This is a genomic window from Salinibacterium xinjiangense, from assembly GCF_014645015.1.
Classification (GTDB): Bacteria; Actinomycetota; Actinomycetes; order Actinomycetales; family Microbacteriaceae; genus Rhodoglobus; species Rhodoglobus xinjiangensis.
Genome location: NZ_BMLC01000001.1, coordinates 1,056,499 through 1,074,592, shown reverse-complemented (window position 1 = coordinate 1,074,592; position 18,094 = coordinate 1,056,499). Strand labels below are relative to the sequence as shown.

Below are 18,094 nucleotides of genomic sequence, written 5' to 3'. Positions count from 1 at the left end.
CGACCAGGTCGGCATTCGCGTAACGGATGTCGAAACCGGGCGAGATATGGAAACACCAATCATGACAATGACAGATCCGGTCGCAGACCTGCTGACCAGACTGAGGAACGCCAACTCGGCGTACCACGACACGGTTTCGCTGCCGAGCAGCAAGCTGAAGTCCCACATCGCCGAGATGCTCAAGAACGAGGGTTACATCGCGGCGTGGAAGATCGAGGATGCACGCGTCGGTCAGACGCTCACGATCGACCTCAAGTACGGCCCCAACCGTGAACGCTCCATCGTGGGCATCAAGCGCGTCTCGAAGCCCGGCCTGCGTGTATACGCAAAGTCGACCGAGATCCCCAAGGTGCTCGGTGGCCTGGGCGTAGCCATCCTGTCAACCTCCTCTGGTCTGCTGACCGACAAAGAGGCGACCTCGAAGGGCGTAGGTGGGGAAGTCCTCGCTTACGTGTGGTAATCGCTGATGTCACGTATTGGACGCCTCCCCATCTCCGTCCCTGCCGGGGTCGAGATCAAGATCGACGGCCAGGCCGTCGCAGTCAAGGGCCCGAAGGGTGAGCTCACCCTCACCGTCAAGAACCCGATCAGGGTCGCCCTCGAAGACGGTCAGGTGCTCGTCACCCGCCCGGACGACGAGCGCGAGTCCCGTTCGCTTCACGGCCTGACCCGCACGCTCATCGCGAACCAGATCGTCGGCGTCACCGACGGTTACACCAAGGGCCTCGAGGTCGTCGGTACCGGTTACCGCGTCGCAGCCAAGGGCGCCTCGCTCGAGTTCGCTCTGGGCTACTCGCACTCCATCACGGTTGACCCGCCAGCAGGCATCAGCTTCACGGTCGAGGGCAACAACAAGGTGACCGTCGTCGGCATCGACAAGCAGGCTGTCGGCGAGGTCGCAGCGAACATCCGCAAGCTGCGCAAGCCCGAGCCCTATAAGGGCAAGGGCGTGCGTTACGCCGGAGAAGTAGTCCGCCGCAAGGCCGGAAAGAGTGGTAAGTGATCATGGCTCTCGGAATCAAACGAGGTAAGAGCAAGTCGGCGGCCAAGGCCCGTCGTCACACGCGCCTTCGCAAGAAGGTCGTCGGCACCGAGGTGCGCCCGCGTCTTGTCGTCACGCGTTCGGCCAGGCACGTATTCGTGCAGGTCGTCGACGACTCGAAGGGCTTCACCCTGGCATCGGCATCCACGCTCGAGGCTGACATGCGCACCTTCGACGGTGACAAGACCGCCAAGGCACGCAAGGTCGGCGAGCTCGTCGCCGAGCGCGCGAAGGCCGCCGGCATCGAAGCAGTCGTATTCGACCGTGGTGGAAGCCGCTACGCAGGACGCGTTGCAGCGATCGCCGATGGAGCACGAGAGGGCGGGTTGAACCTGTGACCGACGCAACCAATACCAACAAGGAGCAGGACGTGACGTCCGAAGTAACTGACGCACCCGCAGTGGTCACGGCTGAGGCCGTAGCCTCGGCGGCAGTCGTCGACGCGCCGGCAACGGACGTCACCAACGAGCCCCGCGAGGCTCGCCGTGGCGGCCGTGAGCGCAGCCCCAGCCGCGATCGTGGCAACAGCCGCGACGCGGAGAAGAGCCAGTTCCTGGAGCGCGTCGTCACTATCAACCGCGTCTCGAAGGTCGTGAAGGGTGGTCGTCGTTTCAGCTTCACCGCTCTCGTGGTCGTCGGCGACGGTAACGGACTGGTCGGCGTCGGCTACGGCAAGGCCCGCGAAGTCCCTACCGCCATCTCCAAGGGCGTCGAGGAGGCGAAGAAGAACTTCTTCCGCGTACCTCGCGTCGCCCAGACGATTCCGCACCCCGTCCAGGGTGAGGCTGCAGCAGGCGTCGTCCTGCTGCGTCCGGCCTCGGCCGGTACCGGTGTTATTGCTGGTGGGCCCGTCCGCGCCGTACTCGAGTGCGCCGGCATCCACGACGTACTGAGCAAGTCGCTCGGTTCGTCGAACACGATCAACATCGTGCACGCGACGGTCGCTGCCCTCAAGCAGCTCGAGGAGCCTCGTGCGGTTGCCGCACGTCGTGGCCTCGACCCCGAGCACGTCATCCCGGCCCGCCTCCTGCGCGCCGAGGCAGAAGCTAAGGCAGGTGTCTGATGGCTGCGCGCCTGAAGGTAACCCAGATCAAGTCCAAAATCAGTGAGAAGCAGAACCAGCGCGACACCCTGCGGAGCCTTGGGCTCCACCGCATCGGTGATGTCGTTGTTCGCGAAGATAATTCGCAGAACCGCGGCTACGTTCGTACTGTCGCTCACCTTGTCAAGGTCGAGGAGATTGACTAATGGCTGACGTAACGAAGGCTGCCGACACGGCTGCCCCCAAGAAGGCTCCCGCTAAGACCACGGCCGCGGCCAAGGCTCCTGCGGCGAAGTCTGCACCCGCAAAGAAGACGCCTTCGGCTGACGTGCCTTCACGCCCGCAGGTGTTGAAGGTTCACCACCTTCGCCCGGCGCCCGGCGCCAAGAAGGACAAGACCCGTGTAGGCCGCGGTGAAGGTTCGAAGGGTAAGACTGCCGGTCGTGGCACCAAGGGCACCAAGGCCCGCTACCAGATGCGCGTGGGCTTCGAGGGCGGTGGCGTCAACTTCGTCATGCGCGCTCCGAAGCTGCGCGGGTTCAAGAACCCGTTCCGTGTCGAATACCAGGTTGTGAACCTCGAGAAGCTGGCGGAGTTGTACCCGAAGGGTGGGGACGTCACGATCCTCGATCTCGTCGCCAAGGGTGCCGTTCGCAAGAACGAGAAGGTCAAGGTTCTCGGCGACGGTGACATTGCGGTTAAGCTGAACGTTGCAGTCGATAAGGTCTCCAGCTCTGCTGAGCAGAAGATCGTCGCCGCTGGCGGTTCCATTAAGTAACCTTCCGGCAACTTGCGTGAGCAAGTGTTGGCGTAAACGAGTGGGGTTCCCTCCCGGGGAGCCCCACTCGACTGCATCACTACATCATCGGAGGCCTTGTGTTTAGAGCTGTCGCGCGGATATTCCGCACGCCCGACCTTCGCAGGAAGATCGGGTTCACGCTCGGCATCGTTGCGCTGTTCCGTCTCGGTTCGTTCATCCCTGCACCGTTCGTCGACTTCGGTAACGTGCAGCTGTGTCTCGCGAGCAACGCGGGCACCCAGGGTCTGTACGACCTCGTCAATCTCTTCAGCGGCGGTGCGCTCCTGCAGCTGTCTGTCTTCGCGCTCGGCATCATGCCGTACATCACCGCGTCGATCATCGTGCAGCTCCTGCGCGTGGTCATCCCACACTTCGAAACTCTCTACAAAGAGGGCCAGACCGGTCAGTCCAAGCTGACCCAGTACACCCGTTACCTCACGATCGCCCTCGCTGTCCTCCAGTCGACGACCCTGATCACCGTTGCCCGAAGCGGCGCGCTGTTCCCGTCGAACTCCGGTGTCGCCGAATGCAGCCAGTTGATCACCGACGACTCCTGGTACGCCATCATGCTCATGGTCATCACTATGACCGCGGGTACCGGCCTCATCATGTGGATGGGTGAGCTCATCACCGAGCGCGGCATCGGTAATGGCATGTCGTTGCTGATCTTCACGTCGATTTCTGCCCAGTTCCCCGGGTCACTCGGCAGCATCCTCTCCGCGCAGGGCTTCGACGTCTTCATCGCTGTGATCGCCGTCGGTGTCGTGATCGTGGCGGCAGTGGTGTTCGTCGAACAGTCCCAGCGCCGCATCCCCGTGCAGTATGCCAAGCGCATGGTCGGCAGGCGTACCTATGGTGGAAACAACACCTACATCCCCATCAAGGTCAATATGGCCGGCGTCGTGCCGGTGATCTTCGCATCGTCGCTGCTGTACCTGCCCGCGCTTATCGCGCAGTTCAACACGCCTGCCGCTGGCGAAGCACCGTCGGTGTGGGTGGTCTGGATCCAGAACTACCTGACCAAGGGCGACCACCCGCTTTACATGCTGCTCTACTTCCTGCTCATCGTCGGATTCACCTACTTCTATGTCGCGATCACATTCAACCCAGAAGAGGTCGCTGACAACATGAAGAAGTACGGTGGATTCATCCCCGGCATCCGCGCAGGTCGACCGACCGCCGAGTACCTGGATTACGTGCTGACTCGCGTCACACTCCCAGGTTCGCTGTATCTCGGTCTCATCGCCCTGATTCCGCTCATCGCTCTGGTGCTGGTCGGCGCCAATACGAATTTCCCGTTCGGCGGGGCGAGCATCCTGATCATTGTGGGTGTCGGTCTCGAGACTGTGAAGCAAATCGACTCACAGCTCCAGCAGCGACACTACGAAGGCCTGCTCCGTTGACGCGGCTGCTGCTGATTGGTCCGCCCGGCGCGGGAAAAGGCACTCAGGCTGTTCGGTTGGCTGAGAACTACGGCCTCCCCGCTATTTCAACGGGGGACATCTTCCGCTCCAATGTGAAGAATGAGACCGAGCTGGGTGCCAAGGCGAAGGCGTACATGGATGCCGGTGACAACGTTCCCGACTCTCTCACCAACGCCTTGATCCGGGATCGCCTCGCAGAAAGAGATTGCGAGTCGGGTTTCTTGCTTGATGGCTACCCGCGCACGACGGACCAGGTTCGTGAATTGGACGAGTTCCTCGCCGGGCACGGAACAGCGCTCGATGCCGTCATCGAACTGGTGGCAGACCCCGACGTGGTCGTTGAGCGGCTCCGCAAACGCGCAGGCGACCAGGGTCGCAGTGACGATGATGAGGCAGTCGTCAGGCACAGGCTCGAGGTCTACGCAAGCCAGACTGCCCCCCTCGTCGATGTCTATGGTGGCCGCGGGGTGCTGGTGAAGATCGACGCACTCGGCGCAATCGATGTTGTTACCGCGCGCATCACTGACGCGCTGGCGGAGCGCGGGATCGCGCTTGCGGACCGCTCACGCCTTTAGTCGTGTCGTTCGGCAACCGAAAGATATACAAGACCGCTGAGGAATTACGCCTGATGGTGGGACCTGGCCGGCTGACGGCGGAGGCTCTTCACGCCGTTCGGCGTGCGGTCGCACCAGGGGTCACCACGCTCGAGCTCGACGCGATTGCCGAAAAGGTCATTCGCGCTGGGGGCGGGGTTCCGAACTTCATGAAAGAGCCCGGTTACCGGCACACGATCTGCGCGTCGGTGAATGACGAGATCGTGCACGGCGTGCCCGGCGCCAGGGTGATCGTGCCGGGTGACCTGGTCTCAATAGACTGCGGCGCCGAACTGGGCGGTTGGAATGGGGATGCGGCGTTCAGCCTGGTCGTCCCCGATCCCGATCGGCCGGATGTCGTCGCACGGAGACAGCAGCTGTCCGATGCAACGGAGCATTCGCTGTGGGCGGGTATCGCCGCCCTTGCCTCTGCGCGCAAGCTCAATAGCGTGAGCGCGGCGATCGAGGATGCGCTGACGGGTGCCATCGAATATGGAATCGTCGAGGATTTTACGGGGCACGGTATCGGTCGGTCGATGCATGAGGATCCGCCGGTGTTCAACTACCGCGTGCGCGGCAACAGTCCGGACGTGCGACCGGGACTGGTCATCGCCATCGAACCGATGGTCACGATGGGTGGCATTGATTCACACGTGCTCGATGACGACTGGACTGTGGCCACCGATGACGGGCTGGATGCGGCGCACTGGGAGCATTCCATTGCCGTTCATGTGGGTGGCATCTGGGTCCTGACCTCCGAGGACGGGGGAGCGTCGAAGCTCGCCTCGTACGGTGTGACTCCTGTAGCCATCTCTTAGTGGATCGATGCGCTTGGAAGTGGTGGCGAAACGCCTTCGCATGATCTAAGCTTGACCCTTGGTGTCTGCGCTGTGCGCAAATACCGAAATCCCCGCAGACCAGCGAAAACTAACTTTTAGCGACGAAGAGGCTATGGCCAAAAAAGACGGTGTCATCGAGATCGAGGGCGCAGTAGTCGAAGCTCTACCCAATGCGATGTTTCGTGTTGAGTTGACAAACGGCCACCGTGTACTTGCTCACATCTCGGGCAAAATGCGACAGAACTACATCAGGATCCTCCCGGAGGACCGTGTGGTTGTGGAGTTGAGTCCGTATGACCTGACCCGCGGCCGCATTACATATCGATACAAATAGGCCGATCGCTACAAGGAGTGCCGTGACGGGCTGTGCCGCAAGGCATCGTTCAACGGACATCGCGCTGGAAAGTAACGGCTCGTGGCATCCTGCGAGTACGAAGACAGCGAGTGCAAGGAACAACAATGAAGGTTAAACCCAGCGTCAAACCCATCTGCGACCACTGCCGCGTCATCCGCCGCAATGGAAACGTCATGGTGATCTGCAAGTCGAACCCGCGTCACAAGCAGCGCCAGGGCTAACAGTTTCACCCGCTTGGCCAGATTCACAGCATCACAATTGAACAGGAACGGCAGATCCAGAAGTCACGGTCGCTTTCGCGGTTGTGGCGGACACCACCGGTTGGAGGCCGGTGTACAGGTTCTGCCCCACACCTCCACTCATTCACAGGAGAAGCCACCATGGCACGTCTAGCCGGCGTCGACATCCCGCGCGACAAGCGCGTAGAGGTCGCACTGACTTACATCTACGGTGTCGGTCGCACGAGGGCCCTCAAAACCCTCGCCGATACCGGGATCAGCGGGGAGATCCGCGTCAAGGATCTCACCGACGAACAGCTCATTGCCCTTCGCGACTACGTCGAGGTCAATTTCAAGGTAGAAGGTGACCTCCGCCGCGAGGTCGCAGCAGACATCCGCCGCAAGGTCGAGATCGGTAGCTACCAGGGCATCCGCCACCGTAAGGGCCTGCCCGTTCACGGACAGCGCACCAAAACCAACGCTCGTACCCGCAAGGGCCCGAAGCGCACCGTAGCCGGCAAGAAGAAGGCTCGATAGCGAGCACTGCTCGCATCGCCATCCACGCCTGTACTTATCAGACACTTCGGAGAACACCATGGCAGCACCAAAATCGGCCGTTCGTAAGCCGCGTAAGAAAGAAAAGAAGAACATCGCGCTGGGCCAGGCCCACATCAAGTCGACGTTCAACAACACCATCGTGACGATCACCGACCCCACGGGTGCGGTTATCAGTTGGGCATCGTCGGGCACTGTCGGCTTCAAGGGATCGCGCAAGTCGACCCCCTTCGCCGCACAGCTGTCGGCGGAGTCGGCAGCACGCCAGGCGCAGGAGCACGGACTCAAAAAGGTCGACGTCTTCGTCAAGGGACCGGGTTCAGGTCGCGAGACCGCGATCCGCTCGCTTCAGGCCGCTGGCCTCGAGGTCGGTTCCATCAACGACGTGACTCCTCAGGCGCACAACGGTTGCCGCCCGCCCAAGCGCCGCCGCGTTTAGTTTCACTGGCCGGTGGCCACGCTAACGAGCACGCTCGTCGGCGCGGCCATCGGCTTCCACAGCGTCACGTTTACTCACAACTCAACAGATCGACGGGCCAGCCACTCGTCGCGCCTCAAGTGTCATATAGCGGACACTTTGCCGAAAGGAATCACCAGTGCTCATCGCACAGCGTCCCACTCTTGCTGAAGAGAACATCTCCGAGTTCCGCTCGCGCTTCGTCATCGAGCCGCTCGAACCCGGTTTCGGATACACGCTCGGAAACTCACTCCGTCGCACACTGCTCTCCTCAATTCCAGGAGCCGCTGTCACGAGCATCCGCATCGATGGAGTGCTGCACGAGTTCAGCACAGTGCCCGGTGTCAAGGAAGACGTCACCGAGGTCATCCTCAATATCAAGAACCTCGTCGTCTCAAGCGAGCACGACGAGCCGATCACGGCCTACCTGCGCAAGCAGGGCGCCGGTGAGGTCACCGCGGCAGACATCTCGGCCCCTGCGGGTGTCGAGATCCACAACCCGGACCTCGTGATCGCGACCCTGAACGACAAGGCGAAGTTCGAACTCGAACTCACCATCGAGCGGGGCCGTGGCTACGTGTCGGCGACGCAGAACCGCAGCGAGTTCAGCGAAGCCGGGCAGATCCCGGTCGACTCGATCTATTCCCCCGTGCTGAAAGTCACCTACCGCGTCGAGGCAACTCGTGCCGGTGAGCGCACTGACTTCGACCGCCTGGTCGTGGATGTCGAGACCAAGAACGCGATCACCCCGCGTGACGCGGTTGCTTCGGCCGGTCGCACGCTGACCGAGCTCTTCGGCCTCGCTCGCGAGCTGAACAACGCTGCCGAGGGCATCGAGATCGGCCCAGCGCCGGTCGACGCCGTGCTGTCGAGCGAGCTCAGTATGCCGATCGAAGACCTCGACCTCTCGGTTCGCAGCTACAACTGCCTCAAGCGCGAGGGCATCAACACCGTGAGCGAACTCGTCGCACTGTCGGAGACGCAGCTCATGAACATCCGCAACTTCGGCCAGAAGTCTGTAGACGAAGTGAAGGACAAGCTCGTCGAGATGGGGCTGTCGTTGAAGGACAGCGTTCCCGGATTCGACGGAGCCCACTTCTTCGGCGGCTACGACGACGAAACCCCCGCCTAAGCGTCTCACCGCAGACTTTTGATACTGGAGAACTAGAAAATGCCTACACCTACAAAGGGACCTCGCCTCGGCGGAGGGCCGGCCCACGAGCGTCTGATGCTCGCGAACCTGGCTGCAGCCCTGTTCACTCATAAGAGCATCAAGACCACCGAGACGAAGGCCAAGCGACTGCGCCCCGTCGCCGAGCGACTGATCACCTTCGCGAAGAAAGGCGACCTGCACAACCGTCGTCGCGCGCTGTCGATCATCGGCGACAAGAGCGTCATCCACGAGCTCTTCACCGAGATCGCGCCGCTGGTTGAGCTGCGTGAAGGCGGATACACCCGCATCACGAAGCTCGGTTTCCGCAAGGGCGATAATGCATCGATGGTTCAGATCGAGCTCGTGCTCGAGCCGGTCAACCCGAAGCCGAAGTCCGTCAAGAAGACAGCGGCGGCCAAGGCTGACACCACGGTTGCCGACGAGCCCGTTGTGGACGAGCCCGTTACGGACGAATCCGTTGCGGATGAGCCTGCTGCGGCGGACGCTCCCGTTGAAGCCGAAGAGGCAGCGACCGAGACTTCGGCTTCGGACGCTGACGAGGCACCTGCGAAGGACGCCAAGTAACACCATGAGTGAGTGTTCGGCCCCGCTGTGCAGCGGGGCCGAACTTCGTTAAGCGGCGGGTTGCCGTGCAGGCGTAGTTTGGATACATGGCCAGCGACGCGGTGACGATCCAGGTTCCCGGGCCTCACGGTGACCGCGATATCCGGGTGTCGAGCCCATCCAGGGTGCTGTGGCCAGAGCAGGGCATCACAAAACTCCAGCTTGCGGAGTACATGATCGCTGTCGGCGACGCTTTCGTGTTGGCCAACGGTCACAGGCCCGTGTCTCTCCAGCGGTTCTCCGCGGATATCGACGGCGAAGCGTTTTTCTCCAAGAATCCGCCAAAGGGTGCGCCGGACTTCATCCGGAGCGTCCCTGTCGTGTATCCCAGCGGACGTTCGCATGCACAGTTGGTCATCGATGAACCGGCGGCTGCGGTCTGGGCGGTCCAGATGAACACGATCACGTTTCACCCGTGGGCCTCGCGGGCAGAAGACACCGATAATCCTGACCAGTTTCGGATCGATCTCGATCCGCAGCCCGAAACCGATTTCAGGGACGCCGTGAGGATCGCCGTCGAGTTGCGCGCCGTCATGGCCGAAGCGGGCCTTACGGCGTTCATCAAGACATCGGGAGGCAGAGGTGTTCACGTCTTTGCGCCGATCGAGCCCGTCCATGAGTTTCTCGAGGTGCGGCATGCCGTCATCGCTGCCGCGCGTGAGCTGGAGAGGCGGATGCCCACTGAAGTGACAACGTCGTGGTGGAAAGAGGAGCGCGGAGCAAAGGTGTTCGTCGACTACAACCAGGCCAACCGGGATCGCACCATGGCGGGAGCGTACAGCGCACGGCCGCTTGCGCTCGCCCCGGTGTCGACCCCGCTCGAATGGTCAGAATTGTCTGACGCAGATCCACGTGACTTCACCGTTCTGACGGTGCCGGGCAGGCTGCAGTCGGTGGGCGATCCCTGGGAACACTTCGCGGATGACCCCGGTGATCTCTCCACCCTGCTCCAATGGTGGGAGCGCGACCTCGGGAACGGCTTAGGGGAGCTGCCGTTTCCGCCCGACTTCCCGAAGATGCCCGGTGAGCCGCCTCGCGTGCAGCCGTCACGAGCAAAAAAGCCCTAGCACCAGCGGAGGTTCAGGGCCTCAGCCCACGATTGTGCCGCGGCCCCGTCGACGTACGCTGTGGCGCGGGACGGCGTTCGCCAGCATCGATGGATCGGGAAATCCATCGGGAAGCTTCATTCGCTTACAATCGCACAGTGGTCGACCACTCAGAACCCCCCGCCCCCACTACCCGCATGCGCCTGGCCATCGCTTACGACGGCACCGACTTCACGGGGTGGGCACGCCAACCCGGCATCCGCACTGTTCAGGGGGAGCTTGAGGCTGCACTCGCGACGGTGTTCAGGCGGTTCGGTCCGGTGCCGAGGTTGACTGTCGCGGGCCGAACCGACGCCGGGGTGCACGCAACTGGGCAGGTAGCGCACCTCGACCTGACCGCGGCCCAGATCGCTCATCTGGCCGCGCCACACGGCAGGGGAGCGAAGGCGCAGAAGCCGACGGCAGCGCTGGCTAAGCGGCTGAATGGAATTGCCGGCCTCAAGAGCGACATCTATGTTGCCGCTGTCACGGTTGCACCCGAGGGGTTCGACGCCAGATTTTCTCCAGTCTTCCGTCGTTACGAGTATCGGATAGCGGATGCCACGGCTCGCCGTGATCCGCTGCTTCGCCATCACACGGTCTGGTATCCGGCGCCACTCGACCTCGACGCGATGAACGCTGCAGCGGGGCAGCTGCTCGGATTGCACGATTGGGCCGCATACTGCCGGCCGCGGGAGGGTGCGACGACCATTCGCGAACTCCAGGAGTTCCGGTGGCACCGTGACGACAGCGGCGTGCTCATCGCGCGGCTCCAGGCCGACGCGTTCTGCCACAGCATGGTGCGGGCGCTCGTGGGTTCAGTGGTGTCGGTGGGGGAGGCGAAGCTCGACGGTGATCGTCTGCTGGGCATCCGGGACGATGCTCGTCGCACGAGCGAGTTCAAGGTGATGCCTGCAGCAGGCCTCACCCTCGTGGAAGTGGGATACCCGAGCGACCACGACGTCGGCCTGCGCGCGGCGCAAACCCGCGCTCGTCGCAGCGTCGATGGCGGTTTGACCGGAAGCATATCGAACGCCTAGACTCGACCTTTGGTGTCTGCGCCCCGCGCCCGGCATCCGATCATGAGCCCTCCACGGGCTGCGTTCCGCGACATCGTCAACGAACCGGCCACGGAGCGGGATTCACGAACACCTCAATCGATCAATGAAAGCAGCACTATTGTGACGCGTACATTCTCACCCAAGCCCGAAGACGTCCAGCGTGACTGGGTCATCATCGACGCAACCGACATCGTTCTCGGCCGTCTCGCAACCCACGTGGCGGTTCTACTGCGCGGCAAGCACAAGGCAACCTTCGCCCCCCACATGGACATGGGTGACTTCGTCATCATCATCAATGCGGAGAAGGTCGCCCTCACCGGTTCTAAGCTGGCCAACAAAAACTACTTCAGCCACTCGGGTTACCCGGGTGGTCTGACCGTGACGACCTACTCTGAAATGGTCGCGAAGCACCCCACCCGCGCGGTCGAGAAGGCCGTTCGGGGAATGCTCCCGAAGAACTCGATCGGTCGTGCACAGCTCACGAAGCTCAAGGTCTACGCAGGCGCAGAGCACCCTCACGCGGCTCAGCAGCCCACGCCGTACACCCTTTCCCAGGTCGCCCAGTAGCGCCCGCGCTTCTCACGCAAAGAATTAAGGACTTATAAATTGGCCAAGATCGAAGACTCCGTTGCCGAGTCAGCACCCGAGAGCTACACCACCGAGACGCCTGCAGGCGGTTACTCGACCGAGACTCCCGCTGAGGATGCCCCCAAGGCCCCCCGCGCAGTCCTGACCGTTCCCGGCGCAGCCGTGGGTCGTCGCAAGCAGGCCATCGCCCGCGTGCGCCTCATCCCCGGTGCTGGAACCATCACGGTCAACGGCCGCGAGCTCGCAGAGTATTTCCCCAACAAGCTGCACCAGCAGCTCATCAACGACCCGTTCAAGATTCTCGACCTGCTCGGCAGCTACGACGTCATCGCGAAGATCACCGGTGGTGGCCCCTCGGGCCAGGCCGGTGCACTGCGCCTCGGCATCGCCCGTTCGCTCAACCAGATCGATGAAGAGAACAACCGCGCAGCGCTGAAGAAGGCTGGATTCCTCAGCCGCGATGCTCGCGTCAAGGAGCGCAAGAAGGCCGGACTCAAGAAGGCCCGCAAGGCTCCTCAGTTCTCGAAGCGCTAGCGCGCGCAGCGACAGGCATGCCAAGGCTCTTTGGTACGGATGGCGTTCGCGGTCTCGCGAATGGAGTCCTGACTGTCGACCTTGCACTCAACCTTGCCCAGGCGGCTGCCGTCGTCCTGGGCAAGGGCAGGGTCGCCGACGGTCGTCGCGCGTCGGGTCGTCGTCCGGTTGCGGTCATTGCCCGTGACCCCAGAGTCTCGGGAGAATTCATCGCGGCGGCGGTGGCTGCTGGGCTTGCAAGCTCCGGAGTCGACGTCTACGACGCTGGTGTCGTGCCAACGCCTGCACTGGCCTACCTCGTTGCCGATTTCAAGGCCGACCTCGGGGTCATGGTCTCTGCCTCGCATAATCCCGCTCCGGATAACGGGATCAAATTCTTCGCCGCTGGCGGCACGAAGCTGCCGGACGAGGTTGAGGACCGCATCGAGGCGATGCTCGACCAGCCGAAACTGGCGCCAAAGGGTGCCGACGTAGGCCGTATCCGGCGCTTCTCGGACGCGGAGGATCGATACCTCGTCCACTTGCTGTCGACGCTTCCGCACAGACTCGACGGCATCCACGTCGTGCTCGATTGTGCTCACGGTGCCGCAGCAGGGGTTTCGCCCCAGGTCTTCACCGATGCCGGGGCTAAGGTCACGGTCATCGGCGCGGACCCGGACGGCATAAACATCAATGACGGCGTGGGTTCGACGTATCTCGGTCCTCTCTCCGCGGCCGTGATCGCCCACGGGGCCGACATCGGAATCGCCCATGACGGGGATGCCGACCGATGCCTCGCAGTGGACGCTGATGGCAACACGATCGATGGTGACCAGATCATGGCGATCCTCGCTCTGTCGATGGCAGAGCGTGGTGTGCTCAACGACCGTGCGCTCGTGGCGACGGTCATGAGCAACCTCGGGCTTCGACGGGCCATGGCGGCCAACGATATCCGGATGGTCGAAACGGCGGTCGGCGACCGTTATGTTCTCGAAGCGCTCGCGGCGCAATCGCTCTCGCTCGGTGGTGAGCAGTCCGGGCACGTCATCATGACGAAATTCGCGACGACGGGAGACGGCATCCTGACCGGACTTCATCTTGCGGCTGAGATGGCCAGGACAGGCAGGACCATCGCCCAGCTCGCGTCAGCCATGACGGTATATCCGCAGGTGCTCATCAACGTACGGGGCGTCGACCATCACGCCCTGAAATCAGACGCGATGATCGCGTCAGCCGTCTCAACTGCTGAAGAAGCGCTGGGCGATTCGGGTCGGGTGCTCCTTCGCCCTTCTGGGACAGAGCCCATGGTGCGCGTCATGGTCGAGGCCGAGCACCAGGAACTGGCGGAGAAGATCGCCGGGGGCCTCGCCGCCGTCGTGCGCGAAAGGCTTGCGCTCTAAGTCTTCCGAAGCAGCACGCTGGAAACGTTGTGGTTCGAGCCTTTACGCAGCACGAGCGATGCGCGCGGCCGCGTCGGAAGGATGTTCTGCTCGAGGTTCGGCGCGTTGATGCCGGCCCAGATCCGATGGGCGCGGGCGCGGGCCTCGTCTTCGCTCAGGTCGGCGAACCTGTGGAAGTACGACTTCGGGTTGGAGAACGCCCCCTGCTGCAGGCGGAGGAACCGCTCCTCGTACCAGCGGGCGATGTCGCTGGATCGGGCATCCACGTAAATGGAGAAGTCGAAGAGGTCGCTGACGGCGAGGCTGCGACCCGAAGCAGGCGGCTGGAGCACATTGAGACCCTCGATGATGAGCACGTCAGGCGCATTCACGACGATCTCGGCGTCAGCAACGATGTCGTACGCGAGGTGTGAGTAGAACGGTGCGCGCACAATCGGCGCCCCGCTCTTGATCTTGCTGACGAATCGAAGCAGCGCCCTGCGGTCATACGACTCGGGGAATCCCTTACGTTCCATGAGCCCGCGACGCTCCAGTTCGGCGTTGGGAAAGAGAAAGCCATCGGTGGTGACGAGCTCGACCCGCGGGGTGTCTTCCCAGCGGGCGAGCAACTCGCGCAGCAGCCTCGCAATCGTCGACTTCCCCACCGCAACCGAGCCGGCGATGCCGATGACGAACGGGGTGTGTGCGGCCTTTTCACCGATGAAGGTGGATGTCGCGGTATGGAGCTTCTGCGCACCCTCCGCGTACAGGCTGAGGAGTCGGCTGAGCGGTACGTACACTTCTTCGACCTCGACGAGATCGAGTTCGTCGCCTAGCCCACGCAGCCCGACGATCTCGGTTCGGCTGAGGGGAGCGCTCATCGTGGGGGCGAGGGCAGCCCAATCGGCGCGCCCCAGCTCGATAAACGGCGAGACGTGGCCGTTGCTGCTGACAGGCTCTGACATCCGCTAAATCCTACCTGTGCGGCGCCGGGGGCCTGAGGCAACTAAAATCGGGAGGCATGTGCGGAATCGTGGGTTATGTCGGAAACAAGGCTAGTGGCGACAGCAAGAGCATCGAGGTGCTGCTCGGTGGCCTGAAGCGGCTGGAGTACCGAGGATACGATTCGGCGGGCATCGCGGTCATCGACGAGTCGGGCCACATCGGCACTCGGAAGCGCGCGGGCAAGCTGCAGGTGCTGCTCGACAACCTCGCGGACCAGCCACTGGCGAATGGGATGACCGGCATCGGCCACACCCGCTGGGCGACTCACGGTGGGCCTACCGATAGCAACGCGCACCCTCACCTTTCTGCCGATGGAAAGCTGGCCCTGATCCACAACGGGATCATCGAGAATTTCGCCGAACTCAGAGCTGAGCTCGAAGCCACAGGAGCGACATTGATCAGTGAGACCGATACCGAGGTGGCAGCACTCCTGGTCGGACGCGAGTACGACCGGGTCACCGACCTGACTGTGGCTCTTCGCAACGTCGTGGCGCGACTCGAGGGTGCCTTCACGCTCCTCGTGATGCACGAGAACGAGCCCGGCGTCGTCGTTGGCGCTCGACGCAATTCGCCGCTGGTGATCGGCCTCGGCGATGGCGAGAACTTCCTGGGCTCGGATGTCGCGGCCTTCGTTGAATTCACCCGCAGGGCCGTGGCGATCGGGCAGGATCAGATGGTCACCATCCGTCCCGATTCCGTCGAGATCACGGATTTCGACGGGAACCCGGTGGAAGCCGACGAGTTCGACATCGCCTGGGATGCGTCGGCATCGGAGAAGGGCGGCTGGTCGAGCTTCATGGCCAAGGAGATCAGCGAGGAGCCTGAGGCGGTTGCAAACACCATCCTGGGTCGCGTGCACGATGGGCTCGTTTCGCTGAAAGAGCTGGAGCCGATCGGCGATGAGGCGCTCGCGGGCATCGATCGCATCGTCATCGTGGCCTGCGGAACCGCTGCATATGCCGGAATGCTGGGCAAGTATGCGATCGAGGAGTGGTCACGCATCCCGGTGGATGTCGAACTCTCGCATGAATTCCGCTACCGGAATCCGATCATCACCGACCGTACTCTGGTCATCTCGATCAGCCAGTCCGGTGAGACGATGGATACCCTCATGGCCGTGCAGCACGCCACGAAGGCCGGCGCGCGCGTGCTCTCGATCTGTAACACCCAGGGCGCGACGATCCCGCGCGAATCCCAGGCTGTGGTCTACACGCACGCAGGGCCGGAGGTTGCCGTCGCGTCGACGAAGGCGTTCCTTGCACAGGTAACTGCGCTCTACCTCGTGGGCCTCCACCTCGGAAAGGTGCGTGGAACCCAGACGGACGAGCAGATCCGTGAGAATGTGATCGAGCTGCAGGCGGTGCCCGAGAAGATTGCAGAAGTGCTGAGCGTCTCGCAGGCCGAGATCGGCCAGCTGGCCCGCTGGATGACTGACACCCAGTCCGTATTGTTCCTGGGTCGCAATGTCGGATACCCGGTGGCGCTCGAGGGGGCCCTCAAGCTCAAGGAACTGGCGTACATCCATGCCGAAGGCTTCGCCGCAGGCGAGCTCAAGCATGGACCGATCGCGCTGATAGAGCCGGGGCAGGTTGTGATCGTGGTAGTTCCCAGCCCGCGTGACCCGCACTCGCTGCACCCCAAGGTCGTCTCGAATATCCAGGAGATCCGCGCTCGCGGTGCGCGGGTGATCGCAATAGCCGAGAAGGGTGATGCTGCGGTGTTGCCATTTGCCGACGAGGTCATCCCGATACCCCTGGCGGGATCGCTGTTCGAACCATTCCTGGCCGTCGTGCCCATGCACATCTTCGGCATGGAGTTGGCGGCGGCCAAGGGGCTCGACGTCGACCAGCCTCGTAACCTCGCCAAATCCGTCACCGTCGAGTAACACGATGGAGCTCACACCATGATCGTCGGGATCGGCGTCGACCTTGTCGACATCGCGCGCTTCGAGCACGGCCTGCAGCGCACCCCGGCACTCAGGTCGCGCTTGTTCGTTGAGAGTGAGCAGGAGAAGGATGGCAAGCCCATGCCGCTGCGCTCCCTCGCCGGTCGGTTCGCGGCCAAAGAAGCCTTCATCAAGGCGCTCGGTGATTCCACCGGCGTGAGCTGGCACGATATGCGGGTCGTCTCCGATCCTCTCGGAAACCCCGGGCTCGTGCTGGGTCCGGCCACGCAGGCGATCGCCGACGCGAAGGGCATCACGGCCATCCACCTGTCCATGAGCCACGATGCGGGCATGGCCATCGCCTATGTGATCGTCGAGTCGACGCCATGATGCGCGAAGCGCTGATCGACCTCGGCGCCATCTCGCGCAACGTGGAGGCCCTCAGGTCGGCTGTCGGCAGCGTGACATCGATGGTGGTCGTGAAAGCCAATGGATATGGTCACGGCGCCGTGCAGGCCGCGCGTGCCGCCCTCGATGGTGGCGCAGACTGGCTCGGTGTCGTCGATATCGACGAGGCGCTCGAGTTGCGGGCAGCCGGCATCGAGGCTCCAGTGCTCGCGTGGCTGCACGATCCGGCGCAGGATTTCAGTGCGGCTGTAGCCGCGCGGGTCGACCTCGGAGTGAGTTACCTCGAGCAGCTCGACCGGGTGGCCGCGGCATCCGGAGTTGCCCGGGTGCACCTCAAGGTCGACACCGGGCTGGGTCGCAACGGTGCGGCACCGGCGGAGTGGGACACGTTCTTCGCCGCGGCTGCCGCCCACGAGCGCGGGGGACGGATCAGCGTCCGTGGGCTCTTCAGTCACCTCGCCGGAGTGGACGACGAACGGCAGGTCGCCTCCTTCGAGGTGGCACGGGTTTCGGCTGCCGCTGCCGGGTTGCGCATCGAGATCGCCCATATCGCCGCGACCGGAGCCGCTCTTGCGAACCCCGATTCACGATTCGACATGGTGCGGCTGGGGATTGCGATTTACGGGCTCTCCCCTTTCGGCGGGCTCCAACCGGATACACCGGTGCTGACGCCCGCGATGCAGCTCAGCGGTGCGATCGTGTCCGTCAAGCGCGTCACCGCGGGCACTGGAGTGTCGTACGGTCACGAGTACGTCGCGGCGAAAGACACGACACTCGCCCTGGTTCCGCTCGGGTACGGCGATGGCATTCCTCGCCACGGCTCGGGTTCCGGGCCGATCAGTATCAACGGTGTGAAGTACACGATTGCGGGCAGGATCGCGATGGACCAGGTGGTGGTCGACGTGGGCGATGACGCCGTCACACTGGGGGATCGCGCGATCTTCTTCGGCGACCCCGTCACCGGGGTACCGTCAGCGGATGACTGGGCCGCGGCATCCGGCACCATCAACTACGAGATCGTCACCCGCATCGGCGACCGCGTCACGCGACGGTACCTCTCGTGAGCGTC

The 18,094-nt window shown here is 63.0% G+C and carries 24 protein-coding genes; 23 read left to right on the top strand and 1 reads right to left on the bottom strand.

Annotated features, from left to right (window positions below; translation table 11 throughout):
- Positions 1-61: 61 nt before the first annotated feature.
- The 20 genes from rpsH to glmM all read left to right on the top strand — a co-directional run bounded on the left by rpsH (position 62) and on the right by glmM (position 13,748).
- Positions 62-460, top strand: a complete 399-nt coding sequence (gene rpsH / locus IEW81_RS05035; protein WP_097060173.1) for a 30S ribosomal protein S8 — start codon at positions 62-64, stop codon at positions 458-460.
- A gap of 6 nt (positions 461-466) precedes the next feature.
- A complete protein-coding gene (rplF, locus tag IEW81_RS05030) occupies positions 467-1,003 on the top strand; it encodes a 50S ribosomal protein L6 (RefSeq protein WP_097060174.1) in 537 nt (178 codons plus the stop codon).
- Positions 1,004-1,005: 2 nt separating this feature from the next.
- Positions 1,006-1,380 carry a 50S ribosomal protein L18 gene (gene rplR, locus IEW81_RS05025; protein ID WP_097060393.1) on the top strand — a complete coding sequence of 125 codons (375 nt, stop codon included), beginning with the start codon at positions 1,006-1,008 and terminating at the stop codon, positions 1,378-1,380.
- On the top strand, positions 1,377-2,105 hold the full coding sequence (rpsE, locus tag IEW81_RS05020; RefSeq protein WP_097060175.1) for a 30S ribosomal protein S5: 729 nt from the start codon (positions 1,377-1,379) through the stop codon (positions 2,103-2,105). Before rplR ends, rpsE begins: the two co-directional genes overlap by 4 nt.
- Complete coding sequence (gene rpmD, locus IEW81_RS05015; RefSeq protein WP_097060176.1) at positions 2,105-2,290, top strand: 50S ribosomal protein L30; 186 nt, start codon at positions 2,105-2,107, stop codon at positions 2,288-2,290. Before rpsE ends, rpmD begins: the two co-directional genes overlap by 1 nt.
- Positions 2,290-2,862, top strand: coding sequence for a 50S ribosomal protein L15 (rplO, locus tag IEW81_RS05010; RefSeq protein WP_097060177.1), 573 nt, complete (start codon positions 2,290-2,292; stop codon positions 2,860-2,862). Before rpmD ends, rplO begins: the two co-directional genes overlap by 1 nt.
- 98 nt (positions 2,863-2,960) lie before the next feature.
- Positions 2,961-4,286, top strand: a complete 1,326-nt coding sequence (gene secY, locus IEW81_RS05005) for a preprotein translocase subunit SecY (RefSeq protein WP_097060178.1) — start codon at positions 2,961-2,963, stop codon at positions 4,284-4,286.
- A complete protein-coding gene (locus tag IEW81_RS05000; RefSeq protein WP_218839985.1) occupies positions 4,283-4,882 on the top strand; it encodes an adenylate kinase in 600 nt (199 codons plus the stop codon). The genes secY and IEW81_RS05000 overlap by 4 nt, the downstream gene beginning before the upstream one ends.
- Before the next feature lie 2 nt (positions 4,883-4,884).
- Entirely contained in the window at positions 4,885-5,718 is an 834-nt protein-coding gene (gene map / locus IEW81_RS04995) for a type I methionyl aminopeptidase (RefSeq protein ID WP_268236628.1), read from the top strand.
- 133 nt (positions 5,719-5,851) lie between these two features.
- Positions 5,852-6,073, top strand: coding sequence for a translation initiation factor IF-1 (infA, locus tag IEW81_RS04990; RefSeq protein WP_097060179.1), 222 nt, complete (start codon positions 5,852-5,854; stop codon positions 6,071-6,073).
- Positions 6,074-6,198: 125 nt separating this feature from the next.
- Entirely contained in the window at positions 6,199-6,315 is a 117-nt protein-coding gene (gene rpmJ, locus IEW81_RS04985; protein WP_097060180.1) for a 50S ribosomal protein L36, read from the top strand.
- Between the two features lie 159 nt (positions 6,316-6,474).
- Positions 6,475-6,849 (top strand): 30S ribosomal protein S13, encoded by a 375-nt coding sequence (gene rpsM, locus IEW81_RS04980; protein WP_097060181.1) that lies wholly within the window; start codon positions 6,475-6,477, stop codon positions 6,847-6,849.
- A gap of 58 nt (positions 6,850-6,907) precedes the next feature.
- Complete coding sequence (rpsK, locus tag IEW81_RS04975; RefSeq protein ID WP_097060182.1) at positions 6,908-7,306, top strand: 30S ribosomal protein S11; 399 nt, start codon at positions 6,908-6,910, stop codon at positions 7,304-7,306.
- A gap of 157 nt (positions 7,307-7,463) precedes the next feature.
- On the top strand, positions 7,464-8,456 hold the full coding sequence (locus IEW81_RS04970) for a DNA-directed RNA polymerase subunit alpha (RefSeq protein WP_097060183.1): 993 nt from the start codon (positions 7,464-7,466) through the stop codon (positions 8,454-8,456).
- Positions 8,457-8,495: 39 nt separating this feature from the next.
- Positions 8,496-9,062 carry a 50S ribosomal protein L17 gene (gene rplQ, locus IEW81_RS04965; RefSeq protein ID WP_097060184.1) on the top strand — a complete coding sequence of 189 codons (567 nt, stop codon included), beginning with the start codon at positions 8,496-8,498 and terminating at the stop codon, positions 9,060-9,062.
- A gap of 86 nt (positions 9,063-9,148) precedes the next feature.
- Entirely contained in the window at positions 9,149-10,168 is a 1,020-nt protein-coding gene (ligD, locus tag IEW81_RS04960) for a non-homologous end-joining DNA ligase (RefSeq protein ID WP_097060185.1), read from the top strand.
- 176 nt (positions 10,169-10,344) lie between these two features.
- Positions 10,345-11,226, top strand: coding sequence for a tRNA pseudouridine(38-40) synthase TruA (gene truA, locus IEW81_RS04955; RefSeq protein WP_229671281.1), 882 nt, complete (start codon positions 10,345-10,347; stop codon positions 11,224-11,226).
- 141 nt (positions 11,227-11,367) lie between these two features.
- Positions 11,368-11,814, top strand: coding sequence for a 50S ribosomal protein L13 (gene rplM, locus IEW81_RS04950; protein ID WP_097060187.1), 447 nt, complete (start codon positions 11,368-11,370; stop codon positions 11,812-11,814).
- Positions 11,815-11,853: 39 nt separating this feature from the next.
- Complete coding sequence (rpsI, locus tag IEW81_RS04945; protein ID WP_097060188.1) at positions 11,854-12,369, top strand: 30S ribosomal protein S9; 516 nt, start codon at positions 11,854-11,856, stop codon at positions 12,367-12,369.
- 17 nt (positions 12,370-12,386) lie between these two features.
- Positions 12,387-13,748 (top strand): phosphoglucosamine mutase, encoded by a 1,362-nt coding sequence (gene glmM / locus IEW81_RS04940; RefSeq protein ID WP_097060189.1) that lies wholly within the window; start codon positions 12,387-12,389, stop codon positions 13,746-13,748.
- Here glmM and coaA read toward each other — a convergent pair.
- The gene (coaA, locus tag IEW81_RS04935; RefSeq protein WP_097060190.1) at positions 13,745-14,692 is read right to left on the bottom strand and encodes a type I pantothenate kinase; all 948 of its coding nucleotides are present in this window, start codon (positions 14,690-14,692) and stop codon (positions 13,745-13,747) included. The genes glmM and coaA overlap by 4 nt on opposite strands.
- Before the next feature lie 56 nt (positions 14,693-14,748).
- Between coaA and glmS the strand changes: the two genes are divergently transcribed.
- The 3 genes from glmS to alr are packed head-to-tail and all read left to right on the top strand — an operon-like array spanning position 14,749 to position 18,089.
- Positions 14,749-16,617: a glutamine--fructose-6-phosphate transaminase (isomerizing) gene (glmS, locus tag IEW81_RS04930; RefSeq protein ID WP_097060191.1), complete on the top strand. Its 1,869-nt coding sequence runs from the start codon at positions 14,749-14,751 to the stop codon at positions 16,615-16,617.
- Positions 16,618-16,635: 18 nt separating this feature from the next.
- Complete coding sequence (locus tag IEW81_RS04925) at positions 16,636-17,007, top strand: holo-ACP synthase (RefSeq protein ID WP_097060192.1); 372 nt, start codon at positions 16,636-16,638, stop codon at positions 17,005-17,007.
- Complete coding sequence (gene alr / locus IEW81_RS04920) at positions 17,004-18,089, top strand: alanine racemase (protein ID WP_097060193.1); 1,086 nt, start codon at positions 17,004-17,006, stop codon at positions 18,087-18,089. The genes IEW81_RS04925 and alr overlap by 4 nt, the downstream gene beginning before the upstream one ends.
- The last annotated feature ends 5 nt before the right edge of the window (positions 18,090-18,094 follow it).

Excerpts from the sequence above, each read along its gene's own strand:
- rpsK (WP_097060182.1), top strand. The coding sequence starts at position 6,908 with ATGGCAGCACCAAAATCGGCCGTTCGTAAGCCGCGTAAGAAAGAAAAG.
- rplO (WP_097060177.1), top strand. The coding sequence starts at position 2,290 with ATGGCTGACGTAACGAAGGCTGCCGACACGGCTGCCCCCAAGAAGGCT.
- ligD (WP_097060185.1), top strand. The coding sequence starts at position 9,149 with ATGGCCAGCGACGCGGTGACGATCCAGGTTCCCGGGCCTCACGGTGAC.
- glmS (WP_097060191.1), top strand. The coding sequence starts at position 14,749 with ATGTGCGGAATCGTGGGTTATGTCGGAAACAAGGCTAGTGGCGACAGC.
- infA (WP_097060179.1), top strand. The coding sequence starts at position 5,852 with ATGGCCAAAAAAGACGGTGTCATCGAGATCGAGGGCGCAGTAGTCGAA.
- IEW81_RS04925 (WP_097060192.1), top strand. The coding sequence starts at position 16,636 with ATGATCGTCGGGATCGGCGTCGACCTTGTCGACATCGCGCGCTTCGAG.
- coaA (WP_097060190.1), bottom strand. The coding sequence starts at position 14,692 with ATGTCAGAGCCTGTCAGCAGCAACGGCCACGTCTCGCCGTTTATCGAG.
- rplQ (WP_097060184.1), top strand. The coding sequence starts at position 8,496 with ATGCCTACACCTACAAAGGGACCTCGCCTCGGCGGAGGGCCGGCCCAC.
- alr (WP_097060193.1), top strand. The coding sequence starts at position 17,004 with ATGATGCGCGAAGCGCTGATCGACCTCGGCGCCATCTCGCGCAACGTG.
- rplR (WP_097060393.1), top strand. The coding sequence starts at position 1,006 with ATGGCTCTCGGAATCAAACGAGGTAAGAGCAAGTCGGCGGCCAAGGCC.
- rplF (WP_097060174.1), top strand. The coding sequence starts at position 467 with ATGTCACGTATTGGACGCCTCCCCATCTCCGTCCCTGCCGGGGTCGAG.
- truA (WP_229671281.1), top strand. The coding sequence starts at position 10,345 with ATGCGCCTGGCCATCGCTTACGACGGCACCGACTTCACGGGGTGGGCA.
- glmM (WP_097060189.1), top strand. The coding sequence starts at position 12,387 with ATGCCAAGGCTCTTTGGTACGGATGGCGTTCGCGGTCTCGCGAATGGA.
- rpsM (WP_097060181.1), top strand. The coding sequence starts at position 6,475 with ATGGCACGTCTAGCCGGCGTCGACATCCCGCGCGACAAGCGCGTAGAG.
- rpsH (WP_097060173.1), top strand. The coding sequence starts at position 62 with ATGACAATGACAGATCCGGTCGCAGACCTGCTGACCAGACTGAGGAAC.
- rpmJ (WP_097060180.1), top strand. The coding sequence starts at position 6,199 with ATGAAGGTTAAACCCAGCGTCAAACCCATCTGCGACCACTGCCGCGTC.
- rpmD (WP_097060176.1), top strand. The coding sequence starts at position 2,105 with ATGGCTGCGCGCCTGAAGGTAACCCAGATCAAGTCCAAAATCAGTGAG.